This window comes from Pseudomonas sp. LBUM1663 (assembly GCF_059695905.1).
On the sequence record NZ_CP166792.1, the window covers coordinates 1,910,028 to 1,928,000 of the forward strand.

Consider the following 17,973-nt stretch of genomic DNA (forward strand, 5'->3'; position numbering starts at 1 on the left):
CTGGAAACCATCGAGGTGGTCGATCCCGCTTGTTCGGTAGAGGCTTCCGTTGGGAAGGCTGACCGGGAGGATTTGTTCGACCAGAATTGACTTTCAGCTTGGTACTAACGCCGCGGATAGTAACGGATCGAGTTTGCGAAGGGAAGCGCGAAGGCAAAATAATTCCAGCACCGCGCAATCTTGCTCCGTAACAGGACAATTTCCGACCACTGGTCGTCGCTCGGGCATAAGCCTGGGACAAGGGTTTACGAAGGTTATCCCCAGAAACCCTCCACAAAACGCTCCGAAAAAGAGCATCGATATAACTGCCGCGAAGGTACTTGTGCACATAAGTTGCGCAGACTGTAACTGGACTGTCATCCGCGTCCCGACCACAGTGGGTGCCTGTACTGAAAATTTAAGTCAATGAAAAACATCGCTTTTTTTTACTGGTGAAAAAATCGTCAGTTTGACTGCGAGCCCCATTCCACAGGGCTTTGCGCGAGTTCAAGGGCGGTTGTCCACTGAGTTATCCACAGCTTCTGTGGATTGTCCCGAGCGCTTGCTCTAGGACGGGCGTGCCGGGTTTTTTTAGGCTTTACCTGTAAGAAAAAAAGAGTAGAGTGGCGCGCCTTCCGATCTGCCCCACAGAGCTTTATGAAGTTTCGCTCCGTATCAGTTTCCGCCGCCTCAACACCTCCCAGTGTTACCCCTCCCAAACGCTTTTCGATGCGAGTGGCGGAGTGGTTGCTCGATAGCCCGCGCCTGGGTGAAAACACCAACATCAAACATTTCGCCGGACGCTTGCTCAAACAGCCTGCCCGCGAAGGTGTGGTGGCCGCGCAAAGTCGTCTCGGCCAGTTGATGTGCCGTGAATGCGGCAATGCCCGCGATCGCCGCATTGGCCAGAACCTGTTGCGTCAGGCCGCGCGAGCAGGGGACCGGCGCGCTCAACAGGAACTGGGCCTGGTCGAAGACTGAGCTGTCCAAGTCCTGACGCCTTGGTTACCCTTCAAGCTTTATTTCATCGGCAGGAGTCGCTATGGCTATGGACTTGACCAGCATTTCGCTGGGTCTGGCGGGCGCCGCACTGCCCTTGCTGGTATTGGCCTGGCAAATCCAGCGCCGGGCGAGCACGGGCCAAGCCGAAGTGGCGTTGCTGGAAGAGCGTCTGGCCATGTCGCTACTGGCGCAGGATGGCTTGAACGCTCAGCTCGAAGCCTGTCGCGATGAAATCGGTGATCTGGGCCAGGCCAACGCCGCCAAGCAGGCAGAGCTGGCCGCCATGCGCCGTGAAATCGAACTGCTACAGATAGAGCGCGACGATGCCCGCGATGCGGCTCACGCCTGGAACATCGAGCGCGCCGGCAAAGATGCCGAGCTGCGGCGCCTGGACGCCCGTGCGGCCTCGCTCACCGCCGAACTGCGTGAGCAGCAGGACAGCCATCAAAAACGCCTCGACGACCTGCAAGGCTCACGAGACGAGCTGCGAGCACAGTTCGCCGAACTGGCGGGCAAGATCTTCGACGAGCGCGAGCAGCGTTTCGCCGAAACCAGCCAGCAGCGCCTGGGCCAGTTGCTCGATCCTTTGAAAGAACGCATTCAGTCTTTCGAAAAGCGTGTTGAGGAAAGCTATCAGGCCGAAGCCCGCGAACGGTTTTCCCTGGCCAAGGAGCTGGAGCGCCTGCAGCAACTGAACCTGCGTCTGAGCGACGAAGCCACCAACCTCACCCGTGCGTTGAAAGGGCAGAAAACCCAAGGCAACTGGGGCGAGTTGATTCTTGAGCGCGTGCTTGAACACGCCGGGCTGGAGAAGGGCCGCGAGTACCAGACCCAGGTCAACCTCAAGGGGCCGGACGGTGAGCGTTTCCAGCCGGATGTGATCATTTATCTACCAGGCGACAAGCAGGTGGTGGTCGACTCCAAAGTCAGCCTCACCGCCTATCAGCAATACGTGGCGGCCGAAGACGATGCCATCGGCCAGATCGCCATCAAGCAGCACGTGCTGTCGCTGCGCAATCACGTCAAAGGCCTGTCCGGCAAGGATTACAAGCGACTCGACGGCTTGCACAGCCTGGATTTCGTCTTGCTCTTCGTGCCGATCGAAGCGGCGTTCTCCGCTGCGTTGCAGGCTGAGCCGACGCTGTTTCAGGAAGCCTTCGACCGCAACATCGTCATCGTCAGCCCGACCACGTTGCTGGCGACCCTGCGGGTCATCGACAGCCTGTGGAAGCAAGAGCGACAGAGCCAGAACGCCCGGGAAATCGCCGAGCGCGCCGGGTGGCTGTACGACAAGTTCGTGTTGTTCATCCAGGATCTGGATGAAGTCGGCAATCGCTTGCAGCAACTGGACAAGGCCTACAGCTCTGCGCGCAACAAGCTGACAGAAGGACGCGGCAATCTGGTCAGTCGCAGTGAGCAGTTGAAGCTGCTGGGGGCACGCGCCAGCAAGAGCTTGCCGGCTGATCTGCTGGAGCGGGCGATGACCGATGTCGATGGCTTGGCGGAGTTGCCTGAGTAAACCAGGCACCACCTGGACTTTGGGGCGAGGGGGCTTGCCCCCGTTCGGCTGCGCAGCAGTCGTCAATCAGGCCGCGCGTTATTACCTGAAGGAATCGCGTTAAGGGTTCTGGGGCCGCTGCGCAGCTCAACGGGGGCAAGCCCCCTCGCCACATTGATGTGTGTTGAACCCTCCTGCGCTACAACGGCAAATGCCGACTCAACAACGCCCGCAACGCCGCCGGTTTCACCGGTTTGGCGAGGTACTCAAGGCCCGCCGCATGGACCTGGGCCACCGTCTCCGGCCGGCCATCGGCACTGATCACCACCCCCGGCACCGGCTCACCCAGTTGGGTGCGCAACCACGCCATCAACTCGGTCCCGGTCTCGCCATGGTCCAGGTGGTAATCCACCAGCGCCAATTGCGGTCGTACACCGTCCTTCAGCAGCGCCGCGCATTCGTCGCGGTTGCGTGCGGTCCAGACCTGGCAACCCCAGCGTGTCAGCAGGCTGTTCATGCCGATCAGGATGCTGTCTTCGTTATCGATACACAGCACCTGTGCACCGCTCGGCACATGGCCATTGAGCTCGCTGACCTGGGTCGGCGTGACGACTTGAGCCCGCGCCAGCGGCACGCTGACACTGAACACACTGCCGCGCCCCGGCCAGGACCTAACGCGCAAGGTGTGTCCCAGCACGCGACATAGACCATCGGCAATCGCCAGCCCCAGTCCCAGGCCTTTCTCGGCGCGCGTCTGATGGCTGTCGAGGCGTTTGAATTCTTCGAAAATCACTTTCTGCTTGTCTTCAGGGATTCCCGGTCCTCGGTCCCACACCTCCAGGCACAACTCGCCCTTGTGCCGCCGGACGCCGAGCAGCACGGGTCCTTGGGCGTAGCGGAACGCATTGGTCAGGAAATTCTGCAGGATCCGCCGCAGTAATTTGATGTCGCTGTCGATCCGCAGCGTGCTGCCCCGAACACGGAATTTCAGCCCTTGTTCCTGAGCCAGTGCCTTGAACTCGGCACCGAGCGCATCGAACAACTCGTTGAGCACGAAGGGCTTGGGGTCCGGGTTGATCTTGCCGTTCTCCAGGCGGGAAATGTCCAGCAGATCGCTGATCAGGTCCTCGGCCGAGCGCAACGAGCTGTCGAGGTGATGCACCAGTTTCTGCGCCTCGCTGGACAGGCCATCGTCTTGATGGGAGAGGGCGGCGGAGAACAGGCGTGCGGCATTCAGCGGCTGCATCAAGTCATGGCTGACCGCCGCCAGAAAGCGGGTTTTCGACTGGTTGGCCGATTCGGCGGTGCCCTTGGCTTCGGTCAAGGCCACGTTGAGTTGGGACAGTTCATGGGTCCGCGCGGTGACCCGCTGTTCCAGGCCTTCGTTGGCTTCGGTCAGCGCCTGCTCGGCCTCGCGGAACGCGGTGATGTCGGTGAAACTCATGACGAAACCGCCGCCGGGCATCGGGTTGCCGATCAGTTCGATGACACGCCCGTTGGGGAACAGTCTTTCAGAGGTGTGGGCGCGGCCCTGACGCATCCAGTGCAGGCGGCGGGCGACGTGCACTTCGGCTTCACCGGGGCCGCACAGTCCGCGCTCGGCGTTGTAGCGAATGATGTCGGCAATCGGTCGGCCAAGCCTGATGAGCCCGTCCGGGTAATTGAACAGTTCCAGATAACGCCGGTTCCAGGCCACCAGTTTCAGCGACTGGTCGACCACGCTGATGCCTTGGGTGATGTTTTCGATAGCGCCTTGCAGCAGGGCGCGGTTGAACTGCAGCACTTCCGAGGCTTCGTCGGCGATCCGCACGACATCCTCCAGTTGCATTTCCCGACCTTCGATGGCGGCCTTGACCACCGCGCGCGTCGAAGACGCACCGAGTACGCCGGCCAGCAAACGTTCGGTATGGGCGATCCACTCACCGTCGGCGTTCTGGTTCGGGTTGAAGCCTTTGCCTTGGCGGTAGGCAAAACGGATGAAGCTCTGCCGCGCCCGTTCTTCACCGACGAAGCGTGCGGCCAGTTTCAGCAAGTCGTCGATCTGCACCGCGAGCATCGAGCGGGCGCTGGGGCGCGCGCTGATTTCCTGACCGATGAAACGACCCGCCTGCCAGTGCTCCGACACCCTCGTGCGTGACAGCACCGACACCCAGGCGAACAGCGTGAAGTTAGCCGCCAGCGACAGTACCACGCCTTGGGTCAGCGGGGTGAGCGGCAGGTTCAGCGGGTTGCTGTGCAGCCAGGCCAGCCCCGGGAAACTGCTCAAGGACAAACCGAGGCTGTGGGCCGCGATCGGCAGAATGAGGGTGTAGAACCAGAGGAATGTCCCGGCGGCGAGACCGGCAAATACACCCCGGCGGTTGGCCTGTTTCCAGTACAGCGCGCCGAGCATGGCCGGGGCCAGTTGGGTCACGGCGGCGAAGGCGATCTGGCCGATGGTTGCCAGGCTCGCGGTCGAGCCGAGCAGGCGGTAACTGACGTAAGCCAGCAACAGAATCACCACGATGCTGACCCGGCGCACCGACAGCATCCACTGGCGGAACACTTCGAACGGTCGCTCGGCATTGTTCCGGCGCAGCAGCCACGGCAGCAACATGTCGTTGGAGACCATGGTCGACAGCGCAACGCTGGCGACGATCACCATGCCGGTCGCCGCCGAGGCGCCACCGATAAAGGCCAGCAGTGCCAGGGCCGGGTGGGCTTGGGCCAGTGGCAGGCTGATGACGAAAGAGTCCGGCAGTACCGAACTGGGTAGCAGCATTTGACCGGCGAGGGCGATGGGTACGACGAACAGCGCTGCCAGCGCCAGGTAGGCAGGGAATACCCATTTCGCCAGGCGCAAGTCCTGAGGGTCGATGTTTTCCACCACCGTCACGTGGAACTGCCGGGGCAGGCAGATGATCGCCATCATGGCCACGCCGGTCTGCACCACCATCGACGGCCAGTTGATGGTTTCCTTCCAGTATTCCTCCAGACGCGGGGCGAGCATGGCCTGGTCAAACAGGTCGTCGAATCCGTCGTACAGGCCGTAAGTGACGAACGCCCCGACCGCGAGAAACGCGAACAGCTTGACCAGCGATTCAAAGGCAATCGCCAGCACCATGCCACGGTGGTGTTCCGTGGCGTCGAGGTTGCGGGTACCGAAGACAATGGTGAACAGCGCCAATACCAGCGACACGATCAGAGCCGTGTCCTGGGCGCGGGTGCCCATGGCGTCGGCACCGGCGCCGATCAGCAGGTTTACCCCGAGCACGATGCCCTTGAGTTGCAGCGCGATGTAGGGCAACACGCCCACCAGGCAAATCAGCGCCACTACCACCGCCAGCGATTGGGATTTGCCATAGCGGGCGGCGATGAAATCGGCGATGGAGGTGATGTTCTCCTGTTTGCTGATCATCACCATTTTTTGCAGGACCCACGGCGCGCAGACCAGCAGCAGGATCGGCCCGAGGTAGATCGGCAGGAATGACCAGAGTTGCTCGGCGGCCTGGCCGACGGCGCCAAAGAAGGTCCAGCTTGTGCAATAGACCGCCAGCGACAGGCTGTATACCCACGCGCGCACTCGCGGCGGCAACGGTGTGCTGCGACGGTCGCCGTAAAAGGCAATGGCGAACATGATGGCCATATAGGCCAGGGCGACGGCGGCGATCAGCCCGCTGGACAGCGACATGGGAACTCCCGGCAAAAGACACCCGGGACTCCCGCCCGGTCAGACAGTCTCGCACGATGGCCGGGGTTAGTCAGTGTCGACCAAGGTCGTGGCGTGGTGGGGTGTCGCAGGGTGTTTGTCTGCTGGATTTTTGGCGTTAGTGCTGGCCTCTTCGCGGGCAAGGCGGGTCGCGAAGGCGGCCTCACTGATTCAACGCAATCTCGATCAACTGATGCAGCTCCTCAAGCTCCAATGGCGTCGCCGAAAACAGGATGCGAAACACCGTCGGTGCCGCCACCAGGTTGATCAATCGATCAACACTCGGCTTCGGCTGATCGGGGTAACGGTCCAGAATCGTCTGCAACTGCCCACCAATGATCGTCGTGCAGTAGACCGGTGTGGTGCTGCATTGCACGTCGCGAAGCATGTTGCGGCCAGGCTCGGAACTCATCTCGTCCAGGTATTGCTCGGCCCAGGCTCGCACGTCACCGCGCAGGCTGCCTGTATTGGCCGGCTCGCTGTCGGGTTGCATGCGCGCCAGCGCGACGTCTGCCAGCAACACCGATAAATCGCCCCAGCGTCGATAAATGGTCGACGGCGTCACCCCCGCGCGCGCAGCGATTTGCGGGACGGTCACGGTCGAGCGGTCCTGCTCTTCAAGCAGATCGCGGACAGCCGAATGAATCGACTCTTGCACCCGGGCGCTTCGACCGCCCGGGCGTAAACCTTCTTTAATAGCCATACGGCGGACCTTAACACAAAGAATTTGCTTTAAGCGCGGGCCAGTAGCACACTCCGCAAAAGCAATAAATTAGCTTTTGCGGAGTGTGCGCATGTCCAGCTCGATATCAAACCGTTCCAGCCTGTGGTTCCTGGCGATCACTTTACTGAGTTTTCTCGCCGCTTCCACTGCGCCGACACCCCTGTACCACTTGTATCAGGAACACCTGCAGTTTTCGGCAGCGACCCTGACCCTGATCTTCGGTGTGTACGCCATCAGCTTGCTCGCCGCGCTGCTCACCGTCGGTTCGCTCTCGGATTACCTGGGACGCAAACCGGTGATTTTCACCGCTGTGGTGCTGAACATGTTGGCCATGCTGCTGTTTATCAATGCAGACAGCGTCGCCTGGTTGATCAGTGCCCGGGTGCTTCAGGGTTTTGCTACCGGGATGGCCACGGCTGCGTTGGGCGCCGCGCTGCTCGACACCGATCGCCAGCAAGGTCCGCTGGTCAATAGCGTCGCGCCGCTGCTCGGCATGGCGGCGGGCGCCATGGGTTGCGGCTTGTTGGCCGAGTTTGCGCCGCTGCCGCTGCAATTGACCTTTTGGGTGCTGCTCGCGCTGTTCGGGTGGCAGGCGCTGTACGTCTGGCGTCTGCCGGAAAGCGTCAGTGCGCAACCTGGCGCGTTGGCGTCGCTGCGCCCGACCCTGCATGTGCCCATCCAGGCACGGCGTGCGTTGTGGCTGGTGCTGCCGATCAACACCGCCGCCTGGGCGCTCGGTGGTTTTTACGCGTCCCTTGCTCCATCCCTAGTGCGGACGGCCACCGGGTCGACTTCCAATCTGATTGGCGGTGCGACAGTCGCCGTGCTGACTGTCACCGGTGCGCTGATGATCTACACCTTGCGCAGTCGCCCGGCCGACAAAGTCTTGCGGGTCGGCGCGAGCATTCTGCCCGTCGGTGTGGCGCTGATTTTACTGGCGGTTCACAGCGCCAGCCTGCCGTTGTTTTTCATCGGGACGCTGGTCGCCGGATGCGGGTTCGGCGCCAGTTTCCTCGGCTCGTTGCGCAGCGTCGTCCCGCTGGCCTTGCCTCACGAACGGGCCGGATTGATGTCGGCGTTTTATGTGCTCAGCTATCTGGCCTTCTGTCTGCCGTCGTTGCTGGCGGGGTATCTGACACGGGCCTTTGGTCTGGTGGCCACGACCGATGGTTATGGCGCGGTGCTGATTGTCCTTTCGCTCGGCGCTCTGCTCGCGTTGATGCGTCGACAGCCTGTCAAAGTCTGTGGCGCCGATGTTCGATGATCGCTAGCCTTGGCACCGCCACTTCTTTCGACGGAATGCCCCATGAAGATCATCCGCAGCAAATCCTTCACCGCTGACCGTGCCTGGGGCGCCTTGGATATCGCCAACATGAACGGCATCACCACCCGTTTGCACTGGACCGATCAGCCGTATAAATGGCACGTCAACGATGGGCAGGAAGTGTTCGTCGTGCTCGATGGCCAGGTGCAGATGCGCTATCGCGAAGACGGTGTTGAAAAGGACACGCTGCTCGACATCGGCGACATTTTCTACGCCTCGGTGGGCACCGAACACGTTGCCCATCCACAAGGTGCGGCCAGGATCCTGGTGATCGAGACGGAAGGCAGCGTCTGACGCTATATCTACAAAACAGATAACAGTTAGAGATATTACCCGTTATATAGATATTCGATTCGGATCTACCATGAATTCCACCTCACAAGAGGAGAGGAATTCGCCATGACATGCCCCAACACCACCACACCCGGTTTCAAACCGTTCAGCCATTTGCAGCATCCGCTCGAGGCCATTCGCCAATTCACGCCCAACTGGTTCGCCGCGATCATGGGCACGGGGGTACTGGCATTGGCGCTGGCACAATTGCCCGTCGCCATACCCGGTCTGCGCGCGGTGGCCGAAGGTCTCTGGCTGCTCAATATCTGCTTGTTCGTATTATTCACCGCCGCCTACACGGCACGCTGGGTGCTGTTCTTCGATGAGGCTCGACGGATTTTCGGCCACTCCACGGTCTCAATGTTTTTCGGCACCATCCCCATGGGCTTGGCAACCATCATCAATGGCTTCCTGCTGTTCGGTTTGCCGCGCTGGGGCGACGGAGTGATTCATGTCGCCGAGGTGCTGTGGTGGATCGATGTGGTCATGTCGTTGGCCTGCGGCGTGCTGATTCCCTACATGATGTTCACCCGTCAGGAACACAGCATCGACCAGATGACAGCGGTCTGGCTGTTGCCTGTGGTCGCGGCGGAAGTGGCGGCCGCCAGCGGGGGGCTGTTGGCACCGCACCTGGCCGATGCCCATTCGCAACTGGTGGTGCTGACGACCAGCTACGTGCTGTGGGCCTTTTCCCTGCCGGTGGCGTTCAGCATTCTGACGATTCTGTTGCTGCGCATGGCGCTGCATAAACTGCCTCACGAAAACATGGCCGCCTCTAGCTGGCTGGCGCTTGGACCGATCGGCACCGGGGCGTTGGGCATGTTGCTGCTGGGCGCCGACGCGCCGGCCATCTTCGCGGCCAACGGCTTGCCGGGCATCGGTGAAATTGCGGCTGGGCTGGGCCTGGTGGCCGGGATCACGCTGTGGGGCTTCGGCTTCTGGTGGATGCTGATGGCGGTGCTGATTACGGTGCGCTACCTGCGCGACGGTATCCCGTTCAACCTGGGTTGGTGGGGCTTCACCTTCCCGCTGGGCGTCTATTCTCTGACGACGTTGAAACTGGGCAGCACCTTGAACCTGGCGTTTTTCAGTGTCTTTGGCTGCGTGCTGGTGGCGATGCTGGCGGTGATGTGGCTGATCGTCTCCACACGCACGGTGCAAGGCGCGTGGCGCGGCGAGTTGTTTGTCTCGCCGTGCATTGCAGGATTAAAGAAATAAGCGGCAAAGATTAGGTAATGTGTGGCCTGGATCGACGTTCGACATTCCAATAACAAATCGCCAAGCCACTCTCTACCCAACATCAGGGACACATGGAAGATGAGCCACCCCTCACAGTTCACCTTGCTTCGCACCCGGCGCTTCCTGCCGTTCTTTGTCACGCAGTCCCTCGGGGCGTTCAACGACAACATCTTCAAGCAGTCGTTGATCCTCGCCATTCTGTACAAGCTGACCCTCTCGGGTGACCGTTCGATCTGGGTCAATCTGTGCGCGCTGCTGTTTATCCTGCCGTTCTTTCTGTTCTCGGCGCTGGCCGGCCAGTTCGGGGAAAAGTTCGCCAAGGACGCGCTGATTCGTCTGATCAAACTCGGGGAAATCGCCATCATGGCGGTCGGCGCGGTCGGATTCCTGTTCGATCACCTGTCGTTGATGCTGGTGGCGCTGTTCGCCATGGGCACCCACTCGGCGCTGTTCGGGCCGGTGAAATACTCGATCCTGCCCCAGGCCCTGCGTGAAGAAGAGCTGGTGGGCGGCAACGGGCTGGTGGAAATGGGCACGTTCCTGGCGATCCTTGCCGGCACCATCGGCGCCGGGATCATGATGTCGTCCAGTCATTACGCGCCCATCGTGTCCACCGCGATCATCGCTGTCGCGGTGCTCGGATACCTGGCCAGTCGCAGCATTCCCCGGGCGGCGGCCTCATCGCCGCAAATGCGCCTGAATTGGAACATCTTCAGCCAATCCTGGGCGACCTTGAAGCTGGGCCTGGGGCAAACGCCTGCGGTGTCGCGTTCCATCGTCGGCAACTCATGGTTCTGGTTTGTCGGGGCGATTTATCTGACGCAGATCCCGGCCTATGCCAAGGAATGGATGCACGGCGACGAGACCGTGGTGACGCTGATTCTGACGGTGTTCTCGGTGGGTATCGCCCTCGGTTCGATGCTCTGCGAGAAACTCTCCGGGCGCAAAGTCGAGATCGGACTTGTGCCGTTCGGCTCGTTTGGCCTGACGGTGTTTGGCTTGCTGCTGTGGTGGCATTCCGGCGGTATTCCAGACAGCGTTGACGGCCACGGCTGGATCGAAATCCTTGGGTTTGGCCACACCTGGCTGGTGTTGATCGACATTCTGGGCCTGGGGATTTTTGGCGGTTTCTACATTGTGCCGCTGTATGCGCTGATTCAATCGCGCACCCCCGAGAACGAGCGGGCGCGGGTGATTGCCGCCAACAACATTCTCAACGCACTGTTCATGGTGGTGTCGGCGATTGTCTCGATCGTTTTGTTGAGCATGGTCGAGCTGTCGATCCCGCAGCTGTTTCTGGTGGTGTCGCTGCTGAACATCGGCGTTAACGCCTACATTTTTAGCATCGTCCCGGAATTCACCATGCGTTTCATGATCTGGCTGCTGAGCCATTCCATGTACCGCGTGGAGCATCGCAATCTCGATTTGATCCCGGATGAAGGCGCGGCATTACTGGTCTGCAACCATGTTTCGTTTGTGGATGCGTTGCTGATTGGCGGTGCGGTGCGTCGGCCGATTCGCTTTGTCATGTATTACAAGATCTACAACCTGCCGGTGCTGAACTTTATCTTCCGCACGGCGGGGACGATTCCGATTGCGGGGCGCCAGGAAGACATTCAAATCTACGAAAAGGCCTTCACGCGTATCGCTCAATACCTGAAGGACGGTGAGCTGGTGTGCATCTTCCCGGAAGGCAAGTTGACCGCTGACGGGGAGATGAGTGAGTTCAAGGGCGGGCTGGTGCGCATTCTCGAAGAGACGCCGGTGCCGGTGATTCCGCTGGCGTTGCAAGGGTTGTGGGGGAGTTTCTTCAGCCGCGATCCGGGCAAGGGCTTGTTTCGTCGGTTGTGGTCGCGGGTGACGTTGGTGGCAGGGCCGGCGGTGGCGGTTGAGGCGGCGGAACCGGCGAAGTTGCAGGCGATGGTCGGGGATTTGCGTGGGACCGTTAGATAGTTGGCGAGTGTGGGGGCCTCATCGCGGGCAAGCCCGCGATAGCGGTAGTGGCCTAGGCGCTGACCTTCAGGCCAATCAACCCGGCAATAATCAACGCCACGCTGGCCAGCCTGAACAGCGCCATGGATTCATCAAACAGAATAATCCCCGCGATCACCGTGCCCACGGCACCCACACCGGTCCAGATCGCATAGGCCGTGCCCAGCGGTAATTCCTTCATGGCAAGGCCCAGCAAGCCAAGGCTGATGGCCATGGCGGCAACGGTCAATGCGGTCGGGAGGGGGCGGCTGAAACCGTCGGTGTATTTCAGGCCGACGGCCCAGCCGACTTCGAACAGGCCGGCGAAAAACAGAATGATCCAGGACATGAGAGACCTCCATCGATTGACGGGGTCGTCCCCAGATTAATGACTCGATCGAGCCGCGAGGTCGTCCTCGCGTTGCGCCACAGAGTGCCCATCATTAACCCGGGGATCAAGTTTGCGGATTACTCGGCCACTTGCTGAGCCGCGATTTCCCGGTCCTGTTTCTCGCTCATGCGGCGGAAATACGTCGAAAGCAACGCCCCGGAAATGTTGTGCCAGACGCTGAATAGCGCGCTAGGCACCGCCGCCAAAGGCGAGAAGTGCGCACTGGCCAGCGCGGCACCCAAACCGGAGTTCTGCATGCCGACTTCCAGCGCCAGGGATTTACGCTGGGCCAGTGGCAACTTGAACAGGCGCCCGGTGAAGTAACCCAGCAGATAACCGAAGCTGTTGTGCAGCATCACCACGGCCATGATCAGCAGGCCCGACTCGGCAATCTTCGCCTGGCTGGCGGCCACCACGGCGGTGACGATGATCACAATGCTCACCACCGAAATCAGCGGCAACACTTCCACCGCATGGCGCACCCGGCTGCCGAGCACGCGCTGGGCAACCACACCCAACACGATCGGCAGCAGCACGACTTGCAGGATCGACCAGAACAGTTCCATGAAGGACACCGGCAGCCACGCCGAAGCCAACAGCCAGATCAATGCCGGCGTCAGCAGCGGAGCGAGGAGGGTGGTGACCGCGGCGATGGCCACCGACAGCGCCAGGTCGCCGCGCGCCAGCCAGGTCATCACGTTCGACGAGGTGCCGCTTGGGCAGCAGCCGACCAGAATCACGCCGACGGCGATTTCCGGCGGCAGATGAAACGCCTGGCAGAGCAACCACGCCACGCCGGGCATGATCACGAAATGTGCAACCACGCCCAGGGCCACGCGCCACGGATGACGAGCGACTTCGGCGAAGTCTTCGAGTTTGAGGGTCAGACCCATGCCGAACATCACCAGGCCCAACAGCGGCACGATCGCGCCTTTCAGGCCGATGAACCACGCCGGCTGCAAGAACGCCACGACGGCGAAAATCAGAACCCAGTAAGCGAAGGTGTTGCCGACAAAACGACTCAATGCAGCGAGGGCGCGCATGGCCTGATCCTTATTATTGAGTAAGCACCACAAACAAATGTGGGAGTGAGCCTGATCGCGATGGCGGAGTGTCAGTCAACTCAATGTTGAATGTCAGGCCCTCATCGCGAGCAGGCTCGCTCCCACAGTGACATCACATGCTTTTAGATCCCTTGCGGAAGCTCTTCACCGCCCAACGCTTCAATCAGCGCCGGCAGGAAGTCGCCGAAGGTCAGCATCATCAAGGTGAAGCTGGCGTCCAGCTGGCCGAGAGCTTCTTCGCCACCGTCCTGTTCCGCCTGGTCTTGCAGCAGGTCTTCGAACTTCAGGCGCTTGACCACCATCTTGTCGTCGAGGACGAAAGACAGCTTGTCTTGCCAGGCCAGTGACAGCTGAGTCACCACTTTGCCGGTGCTCAAGTGCAGCTGGATTTCTTCGCTGGTCAGGTCCTGACGCTTGCAGCGCACGATGCCGCCGTCTTCGTGGGTGTCGCGCAGTTCGCACTCGTCCAGCACAAAGAAGTCGTCCGCGGCTTTCTGGGTGGTGACCCATTCGGTCATGGTCGCGGTCGGCGACATTTTAACGGTCAGCGGACGTACTGGCAGGGTGCCGATCACTTCACGCAGGGTGGACAGCAGGTCTTCGGCGCGTTTCGGGCTGGCCGAGTTGACCAGGATCAGGCCCTGTTTCGGCGCGATGGCGGCGAAGGTCGACGAACGACGGATAAAGGCACGTGGCAGGAACGCCTGGATGATTTCATCCTTGATCTGGTCGCGTTCCTTTTTGTAGACCTTGCGCATTTGTTCGGCTTCGATCTCTTCGACCTTTTCCTTTACGGCGTCACGCACGACGCTGCCCGGCAAGATGCGTTCTTCTTTACGGGCGGAGATCAGCAGGAAGTCGCCGCTGACGTGCACCAGGGGTGCATCTTCGCCCTTGCCGAAGGGCGCGACGAAACCGTAGGTGGTCAACTCCTGGCTTGCACATGAACGCGCCAGTTTGGTGGCCAGTGCAGTTTCCAACGCCTCGGCATCAAAAGGCAGATCTTGGGTCAGGCGATAGATAAGCAGGTTTTTGAACCACATGGGGCGAGTCTCTCCTTTATACAAAGGGGGGCATTATTCTCTTAGCGAAGCCATAGGCCAACCCTTCTCTAAGCCTTTGGAAGGCCTGCAAAAATTATTGTAAAAAGTGCTTGCCAGAGGTGGGGTCGCTCCGTAGAATGCGCGCCACACCGAAAGTGAAGGGTGATTAGCTCAGCTGGGAGAGCGTCTGCCTTACAAGCAGAATGTCGGCGGTTCGATCCCGTCATCACCCACCATTCGCTTTAGTGTTACGCGCAGCGGTAGTTCAGTCGGTTAGAATACCGGCCTGTCACGCCGGGGGTCGCGGGTTCGAGTCCCGTCCGCTGCGCCATATTCGGTAACCTGGAATGCTGAACGCCAGGTCACCACGGAAAAGCCCGCTAACGCGGGTTTTTTTCTGTCTGTTGTTCCTGCGGTATGTGTTGTTTCACCGGTTTTCAGATTTTTTTGACAAAATATCAATTAAATCAACACTTTACGAAAATCTGTGGCACAATGCGCCCCGCAACGAAGGTAAAGGGTGATTAGCTCAGCTGGGAGAGCGTCTGCCTTACAAGCAGAATGTCGGCGGTTCGATCCCGTCATCACCCACCACTTACTTTCAACGCTACGCGCAGCGGTAGTTCAGTCGGTTAGAATACCGGCCTGTCACGCCGGGGGTCGCGGGTTCGAGTCCCGTCCGCTGCGCCATATTCGGTAACCTGGAACGCTGAACGCCAGGTCACCACACAAAAAGCCCGCTTGATGCGGGCTTTTTGCTGTCCGGGATTTGGCTTTATTGCTCGGCATTGCGTCTGTGGCGGTAATCGCTGACCGCTTCATACACCGCCTTGCGCAGGCGGTTGATACCGCCAATCGGTCGATGAGCCTCAAGCCCGAACCACGGGTTGAACGACTGGTTATCGCATTGCACGTTCAGCGCCGGCGTGTCGAAGTCCTGGGCGGGCAGTTTGATCCGCGCCACGGTTTCGAACGGCGCATCCTTTTCCTTCCATTCGATACTCGTGTTCTCGATCGGCATGTACTTGCCCGGATCCTGCCGCTGAATCTGCAAGACAAAGCATGCTGGCACCCGATCCGTCGACAATTGCTGATTCAGCGCATTCCGTAAAAAATTCGGCAGCTTCTGGTTCTGCGCCGGCAACGTGTAGGCCGGGCAACTGTCAGGGTCTGGCGTCACCCGAAACTTCGCATTGGCGTTACCCAACTTGTAGGGCGAGACCGAAAAGTACGTCGTCTGCGTCGGGCTTTCTGGGGCAGGGGAGAGTGTCGCCAAAGCGATGAATAAATGACGAACCTGCCACGTGCGCGGATCCCAGCCGGGGAAAAACGCCATCAGCTTTTTGCCATCGGCCTGAGCAGCCACATTCTGACGGTATTCGGCGACATCGCTGACGAAGAAGTTCGGGTGGCTGAACATCACAAAGTCCTGTTCGCCACGGCTTTGTTGATCGGTGAGCAGTTGTTTACCGGGCACGTCGTGCAACTTGATCGCCATGCCTCGGGCGTCACGAATACTGTCGAACTGTGGATAGGCATTGCCGTTGGACAGCCGCATCGTCGCTTGCCAGGTTTTGCCGGGTTCGCTGAACACGCCCTGACGCAGCTCATCCGTCAGATTCGGCAGCACCTGAACCTCGGCCTTCACGCACCCGTGCGCCTTGGCATGCGCATCACGCAGGTAGCGGGTGCTCTCACGATGCTGATCGACGATGCGCACGGCCGTCTGAATGATGTCCTGCGTCATCGCCGCTTCGCCGTTCGGGATCAGTTCTTCAGCGGATACCGGTCCCCGGTGCTGCCAGGCAAACCACGCCGTGGCCAGCGCCCACCCGAGCACTCCCACGCCCAGTAACCACAACAGGGTTTTGCCGAGGAAGGCGCCAAACCACATCCACAGTCTTCTCATGGCAATTGTGCCTCCAACGGGCCGCCCAACACTTTCAGATACTCCAACAGCGCCCAGCGCTCCTCCGGTTGGAGCAGGCGACCGATGACGCCGTTACCCAACTTGCCAGCCCGGAATTCGTGGCCGCTGTTGTGATTGCCGGTGATGCGCGTGTCGAACTTGAAGCCATTGGCAAAGGCCTCGGTGCGATAGCCCAAGTGCCTGGGGTCGTACTCGAACGTGCCTTTGAAGAAGGTCGTTGCGCGTTCATCCTGGGGCGAGAGCAGTTGATAGATGCTCGGCACCGAACCGTTGTGCAGAAACGGCGCCGTCGCCCAGACGCCGGCCAATGGGCGGGCCTTATAGGCGCGCAATTCACGCACGCCAATCGGCAGGCCGAAGCCATCCATGTCCGGGCGCTCGGCGTCGGGGATTTTCGCCTCGCGGTAAGCCCTGTTTCCTACGAACGCGGTGACGTAGGCCAGGCCTTTGGCTGACGAGAGTTTGCTCATGTCCAGCGGTTCGGCGGGCGGCGGCTGCAACTGCACATCCAGTTTCGCCAGCTCCGCCGGATCCCATTGCAAGGCGCTGAGGTCGAAGCGATGGTCGGCGATGTTATTGGTCGCGCCGGGGTCTGTGCCGATGTAGTCCACCGGCAGCATTTTCAGGTGTTGCACCCAACGTCCGTTGGTCTGGAGCGATCGGGGCACGTGGCAGTCGGCGCAGTTTTCGCTGAACAATTCGCGACCTTTGGCGGCCAGGGGTTTGTCGACAGCACCGAGCAGCTCCTCTGGCCAGGCCGGTGCTTTGAGCCGTTGCAGGGTTTGTTCGATCTGGTGCAAGTCGCGCAAGCGGACACTCGACGGATAGCGCTCGTCACCTTTGAGCGGTTGGCCATTGGCGTCGAAGAAATTCAGGGTGGCACCGACGCCCAGCGCTTCGCCGATGTTGCGGGCCATCGGTTGCTGCGCCGAACCGTTCCATTGCACCCAGTCAAAGGTCCACATGTCCCACAGTTGCGGGTAGTCCACCGGGGCATCCGCCACGCGGTAGTTATCAGGTGAAATCGCATCGCCGAAGCTGGCGTTGGCGATCCGCCCGAATGCGTCGGTGCGACCGGGGCCTTCCTCGGTCGGGTAGAGCCCTCGATGGGTGTCGTTCCAGGCCACTTTCGCGAACGTATTGAGGGAGGCTTTGAAGTCTTGGCGCAACTGTTGGCGGCGAGTTTCGTAGTCCTCGCCCAACACGTTGCGGGCGAAACGTTCGAATTTCCACGGGTTGTAATACGTCGAGACCAGACTGGCGACAAGTGCTTGTCCGAAACTGCCGCCCCGTAGTGTAGGAACACTGGAAGGCAGTACATGTTGCGCCGAACCTCCGTCGATGCGCACGGCCTGGCCATTGAAGCGCAATTCACCGGTGTGGCAGGCGGCGCAGGTGATGTCGAGGAATGCGTCCTGGCTGCCGGGGTTTTGATGGCGGGCAAAACCCACGGGCAAGTTGTCGGGGTTGCTCGGTGTGTCCTTCTGGTCGGGGTCGATCAGAAAACCAAAGCGTGCGAGATACTCGGGGGCGGCGAAGCGTTGTTTCGAGAAGGGCAGTTCGAGTTCCTTGAACCAGTCATAGCGTAAGCCTTTGACCTGAGTGCCCTGGGGAGTGAAGTAGTAAGTCTGGCGGTCGGCGGCGCTCCACTGTTCCAGGTAATGCACCTGTTGTGCGGGTGACCAGGTCGGCAATTTCGGGTTGGCGACGTAGTACAGCACTACGGCCAGGCCCAGCCCCAGCAGCACAGCGAACAATACCAGCAGGCGTAATAAGAGGCGCAAGAT

General features: G+C 60.3%; 13 protein-coding genes and 4 tRNA genes. 10 read left to right on the forward strand and 7 right to left on the reverse strand.

Going from position 1 to position 17,973, the window contains the following annotated elements:
* Positions 1-636 precede the first annotated feature (636 nt).
* On the forward strand, positions 637-960 hold the full coding sequence (locus ACA075_RS08620; protein ID WP_497298102.1) for a sel1 repeat family protein: 324 nt from the start codon (positions 637-639) through the stop codon (positions 958-960).
* A 175-nt stretch (positions 961-1,135) separates the two neighbouring features.
* The gene (locus ACA075_RS08625; protein WP_497299214.1) at positions 1,136-2,500 is read left to right on the forward strand and encodes a DNA recombination protein RmuC; all 1,365 of its coding nucleotides are present in this window, start codon (positions 1,136-1,138) and stop codon (positions 2,498-2,500) included.
* A gap of 178 nt (positions 2,501-2,678) precedes the next feature.
* Here the strand turns inward: ACA075_RS08625 and ACA075_RS08630 are convergent, their stop codons facing one another.
* On the reverse strand, positions 2,679-6,149 hold the full coding sequence (locus ACA075_RS08630; protein ID WP_497298103.1) for a hybrid sensor histidine kinase/response regulator: 3,471 nt from the start codon (positions 6,147-6,149) through the stop codon (positions 2,679-2,681).
* A gap of 181 nt (positions 6,150-6,330) precedes the next feature.
* Entirely contained in the window at positions 6,331-6,870 is a 540-nt protein-coding gene (locus tag ACA075_RS08635) for a TetR/AcrR family transcriptional regulator (protein WP_497298104.1), read from the reverse strand.
* A 91-nt stretch (positions 6,871-6,961) separates the two neighbouring features.
* Between ACA075_RS08635 and ACA075_RS08640 the strand changes: the two genes are divergently transcribed.
* The 4 genes from ACA075_RS08640 (at position 6,962) to ACA075_RS08655 (ending at position 11,740) form a co-directional block, all read left to right on the forward strand.
* On the forward strand, positions 6,962-8,155 hold the full coding sequence (locus ACA075_RS08640) for an MFS transporter (protein WP_497298105.1): 1,194 nt from the start codon (positions 6,962-6,964) through the stop codon (positions 8,153-8,155).
* A 42-nt stretch (positions 8,156-8,197) separates the two neighbouring features.
* Positions 8,198-8,509 (forward strand): cupin domain-containing protein, encoded by a 312-nt coding sequence (locus tag ACA075_RS08645; RefSeq protein ID WP_010456760.1) that lies wholly within the window; start codon positions 8,198-8,200, stop codon positions 8,507-8,509.
* A 105-nt stretch (positions 8,510-8,614) separates the two neighbouring features.
* Positions 8,615-9,766 (forward strand): TDT family transporter, encoded by a 1,152-nt coding sequence (locus ACA075_RS08650; protein ID WP_497298106.1) that lies wholly within the window; start codon positions 8,615-8,617, stop codon positions 9,764-9,766.
* 99 nt (positions 9,767-9,865) lie between these two features.
* On the forward strand, positions 9,866-11,740 hold the full coding sequence (locus ACA075_RS08655) for an MFS transporter (protein WP_497298107.1): 1,875 nt from the start codon (positions 9,866-9,868) through the stop codon (positions 11,738-11,740).
* 52 nt (positions 11,741-11,792) lie between these two features.
* Here the strand turns inward: ACA075_RS08655 and sugE are convergent, their stop codons facing one another.
* From sugE to rdgC, 3 genes are all read right to left on the reverse strand, one after another.
* A complete protein-coding gene (gene sugE, locus ACA075_RS08660; RefSeq protein WP_497298108.1) occupies positions 11,793-12,107 on the reverse strand; it encodes a quaternary ammonium compound efflux SMR transporter SugE in 315 nt (104 codons plus the stop codon).
* Between the two features lie 119 nt (positions 12,108-12,226).
* On the reverse strand, positions 12,227-13,192 hold the full coding sequence (locus ACA075_RS08665) for a bile acid:sodium symporter family protein (protein WP_497298109.1): 966 nt from the start codon (positions 13,190-13,192) through the stop codon (positions 12,227-12,229).
* Between the two features lie 143 nt (positions 13,193-13,335).
* Positions 13,336-14,256 (reverse strand): recombination-associated protein RdgC, encoded by a 921-nt coding sequence (gene rdgC, locus ACA075_RS08670; RefSeq protein WP_219095593.1) that lies wholly within the window; start codon positions 14,254-14,256, stop codon positions 13,336-13,338.
* 160 nt (positions 14,257-14,416) lie between these two features.
* Between rdgC and ACA075_RS08675 the strand changes: the two genes are divergently transcribed.
* The 4 genes from ACA075_RS08675 (at position 14,417) to ACA075_RS08690 (ending at position 14,946) form a co-directional block, all read left to right on the forward strand.
* A tRNA-Val gene (locus ACA075_RS08675) sits at positions 14,417-14,492 on the forward strand.
* An 18-nt stretch (positions 14,493-14,510) separates the two neighbouring features.
* Positions 14,511-14,587: transfer RNA gene (locus ACA075_RS08680), tRNA-Asp, on the forward strand.
* 187 nt (positions 14,588-14,774) lie between these two features.
* Positions 14,775-14,850 (forward strand) — tRNA-Val (locus tag ACA075_RS08685).
* A gap of 19 nt (positions 14,851-14,869) precedes the next feature.
* Positions 14,870-14,946 (forward strand) — tRNA-Asp (locus tag ACA075_RS08690).
* Between the two features lie 85 nt (positions 14,947-15,031).
* Here ACA075_RS08690 and ACA075_RS08695 read toward each other — a convergent pair.
* Both ACA075_RS08695 and ACA075_RS08700 read right to left on the reverse strand, forming a co-directional pair.
* Positions 15,032-16,165: a catalase family protein gene (locus ACA075_RS08695; protein WP_497298110.1), complete on the reverse strand. Its 1,134-nt coding sequence runs from the start codon at positions 16,163-16,165 to the stop codon at positions 15,032-15,034.
* Complete coding sequence (locus ACA075_RS08700) at positions 16,162-17,970, reverse strand: di-heme-cytochrome C peroxidase (RefSeq protein ID WP_497298111.1); 1,809 nt, start codon at positions 17,968-17,970, stop codon at positions 16,162-16,164. Before ACA075_RS08700 ends, ACA075_RS08695 begins: the two co-directional genes overlap by 4 nt.
* Positions 17,971-17,973: the final 3 nt, after the last annotated feature.

Coding starts and splice junctions, on each gene's coding strand:
- ACA075_RS08640 (WP_497298105.1), top strand. CDS start 6,962: ATGTCCAGCTCGATATCAAACCGTTCCAGCCTGTGGTTCCTGGCGATC.
- rdgC (WP_219095593.1), bottom strand. CDS start 14,256: ATGTGGTTCAAAAACCTGCTTATCTATCGCCTGACCCAAGATCTGCCT.
- ACA075_RS08650 (WP_497298106.1), top strand. CDS start 8,615: ATGACATGCCCCAACACCACCACACCCGGTTTCAAACCGTTCAGCCAT.
- sugE (WP_497298108.1), bottom strand. CDS start 12,107: ATGTCCTGGATCATTCTGTTTTTCGCCGGCCTGTTCGAAGTCGGCTGG.
- ACA075_RS08665 (WP_497298109.1), bottom strand. CDS start 13,192: ATGCGCGCCCTCGCTGCATTGAGTCGTTTTGTCGGCAACACCTTCGCT.
- ACA075_RS08630 (WP_497298103.1), bottom strand. CDS start 6,149: ATGTCGCTGTCCAGCGGGCTGATCGCCGCCGTCGCCCTGGCCTATATG.
- ACA075_RS08620 (WP_497298102.1), top strand. CDS start 637: ATGAAGTTTCGCTCCGTATCAGTTTCCGCCGCCTCAACACCTCCCAGT.
- ACA075_RS08695 (WP_497298110.1), bottom strand. CDS start 16,165: ATGAGAAGACTGTGGATGTGGTTTGGCGCCTTCCTCGGCAAAACCCTG.
- ACA075_RS08645 (WP_010456760.1), top strand. CDS start 8,198: ATGAAGATCATCCGCAGCAAATCCTTCACCGCTGACCGTGCCTGGGGC.
- ACA075_RS08635 (WP_497298104.1), bottom strand. CDS start 6,870: ATGGCTATTAAAGAAGGTTTACGCCCGGGCGGTCGAAGCGCCCGGGTG.
- ACA075_RS08655 (WP_497298107.1), top strand. CDS start 9,866: ATGAGCCACCCCTCACAGTTCACCTTGCTTCGCACCCGGCGCTTCCTG.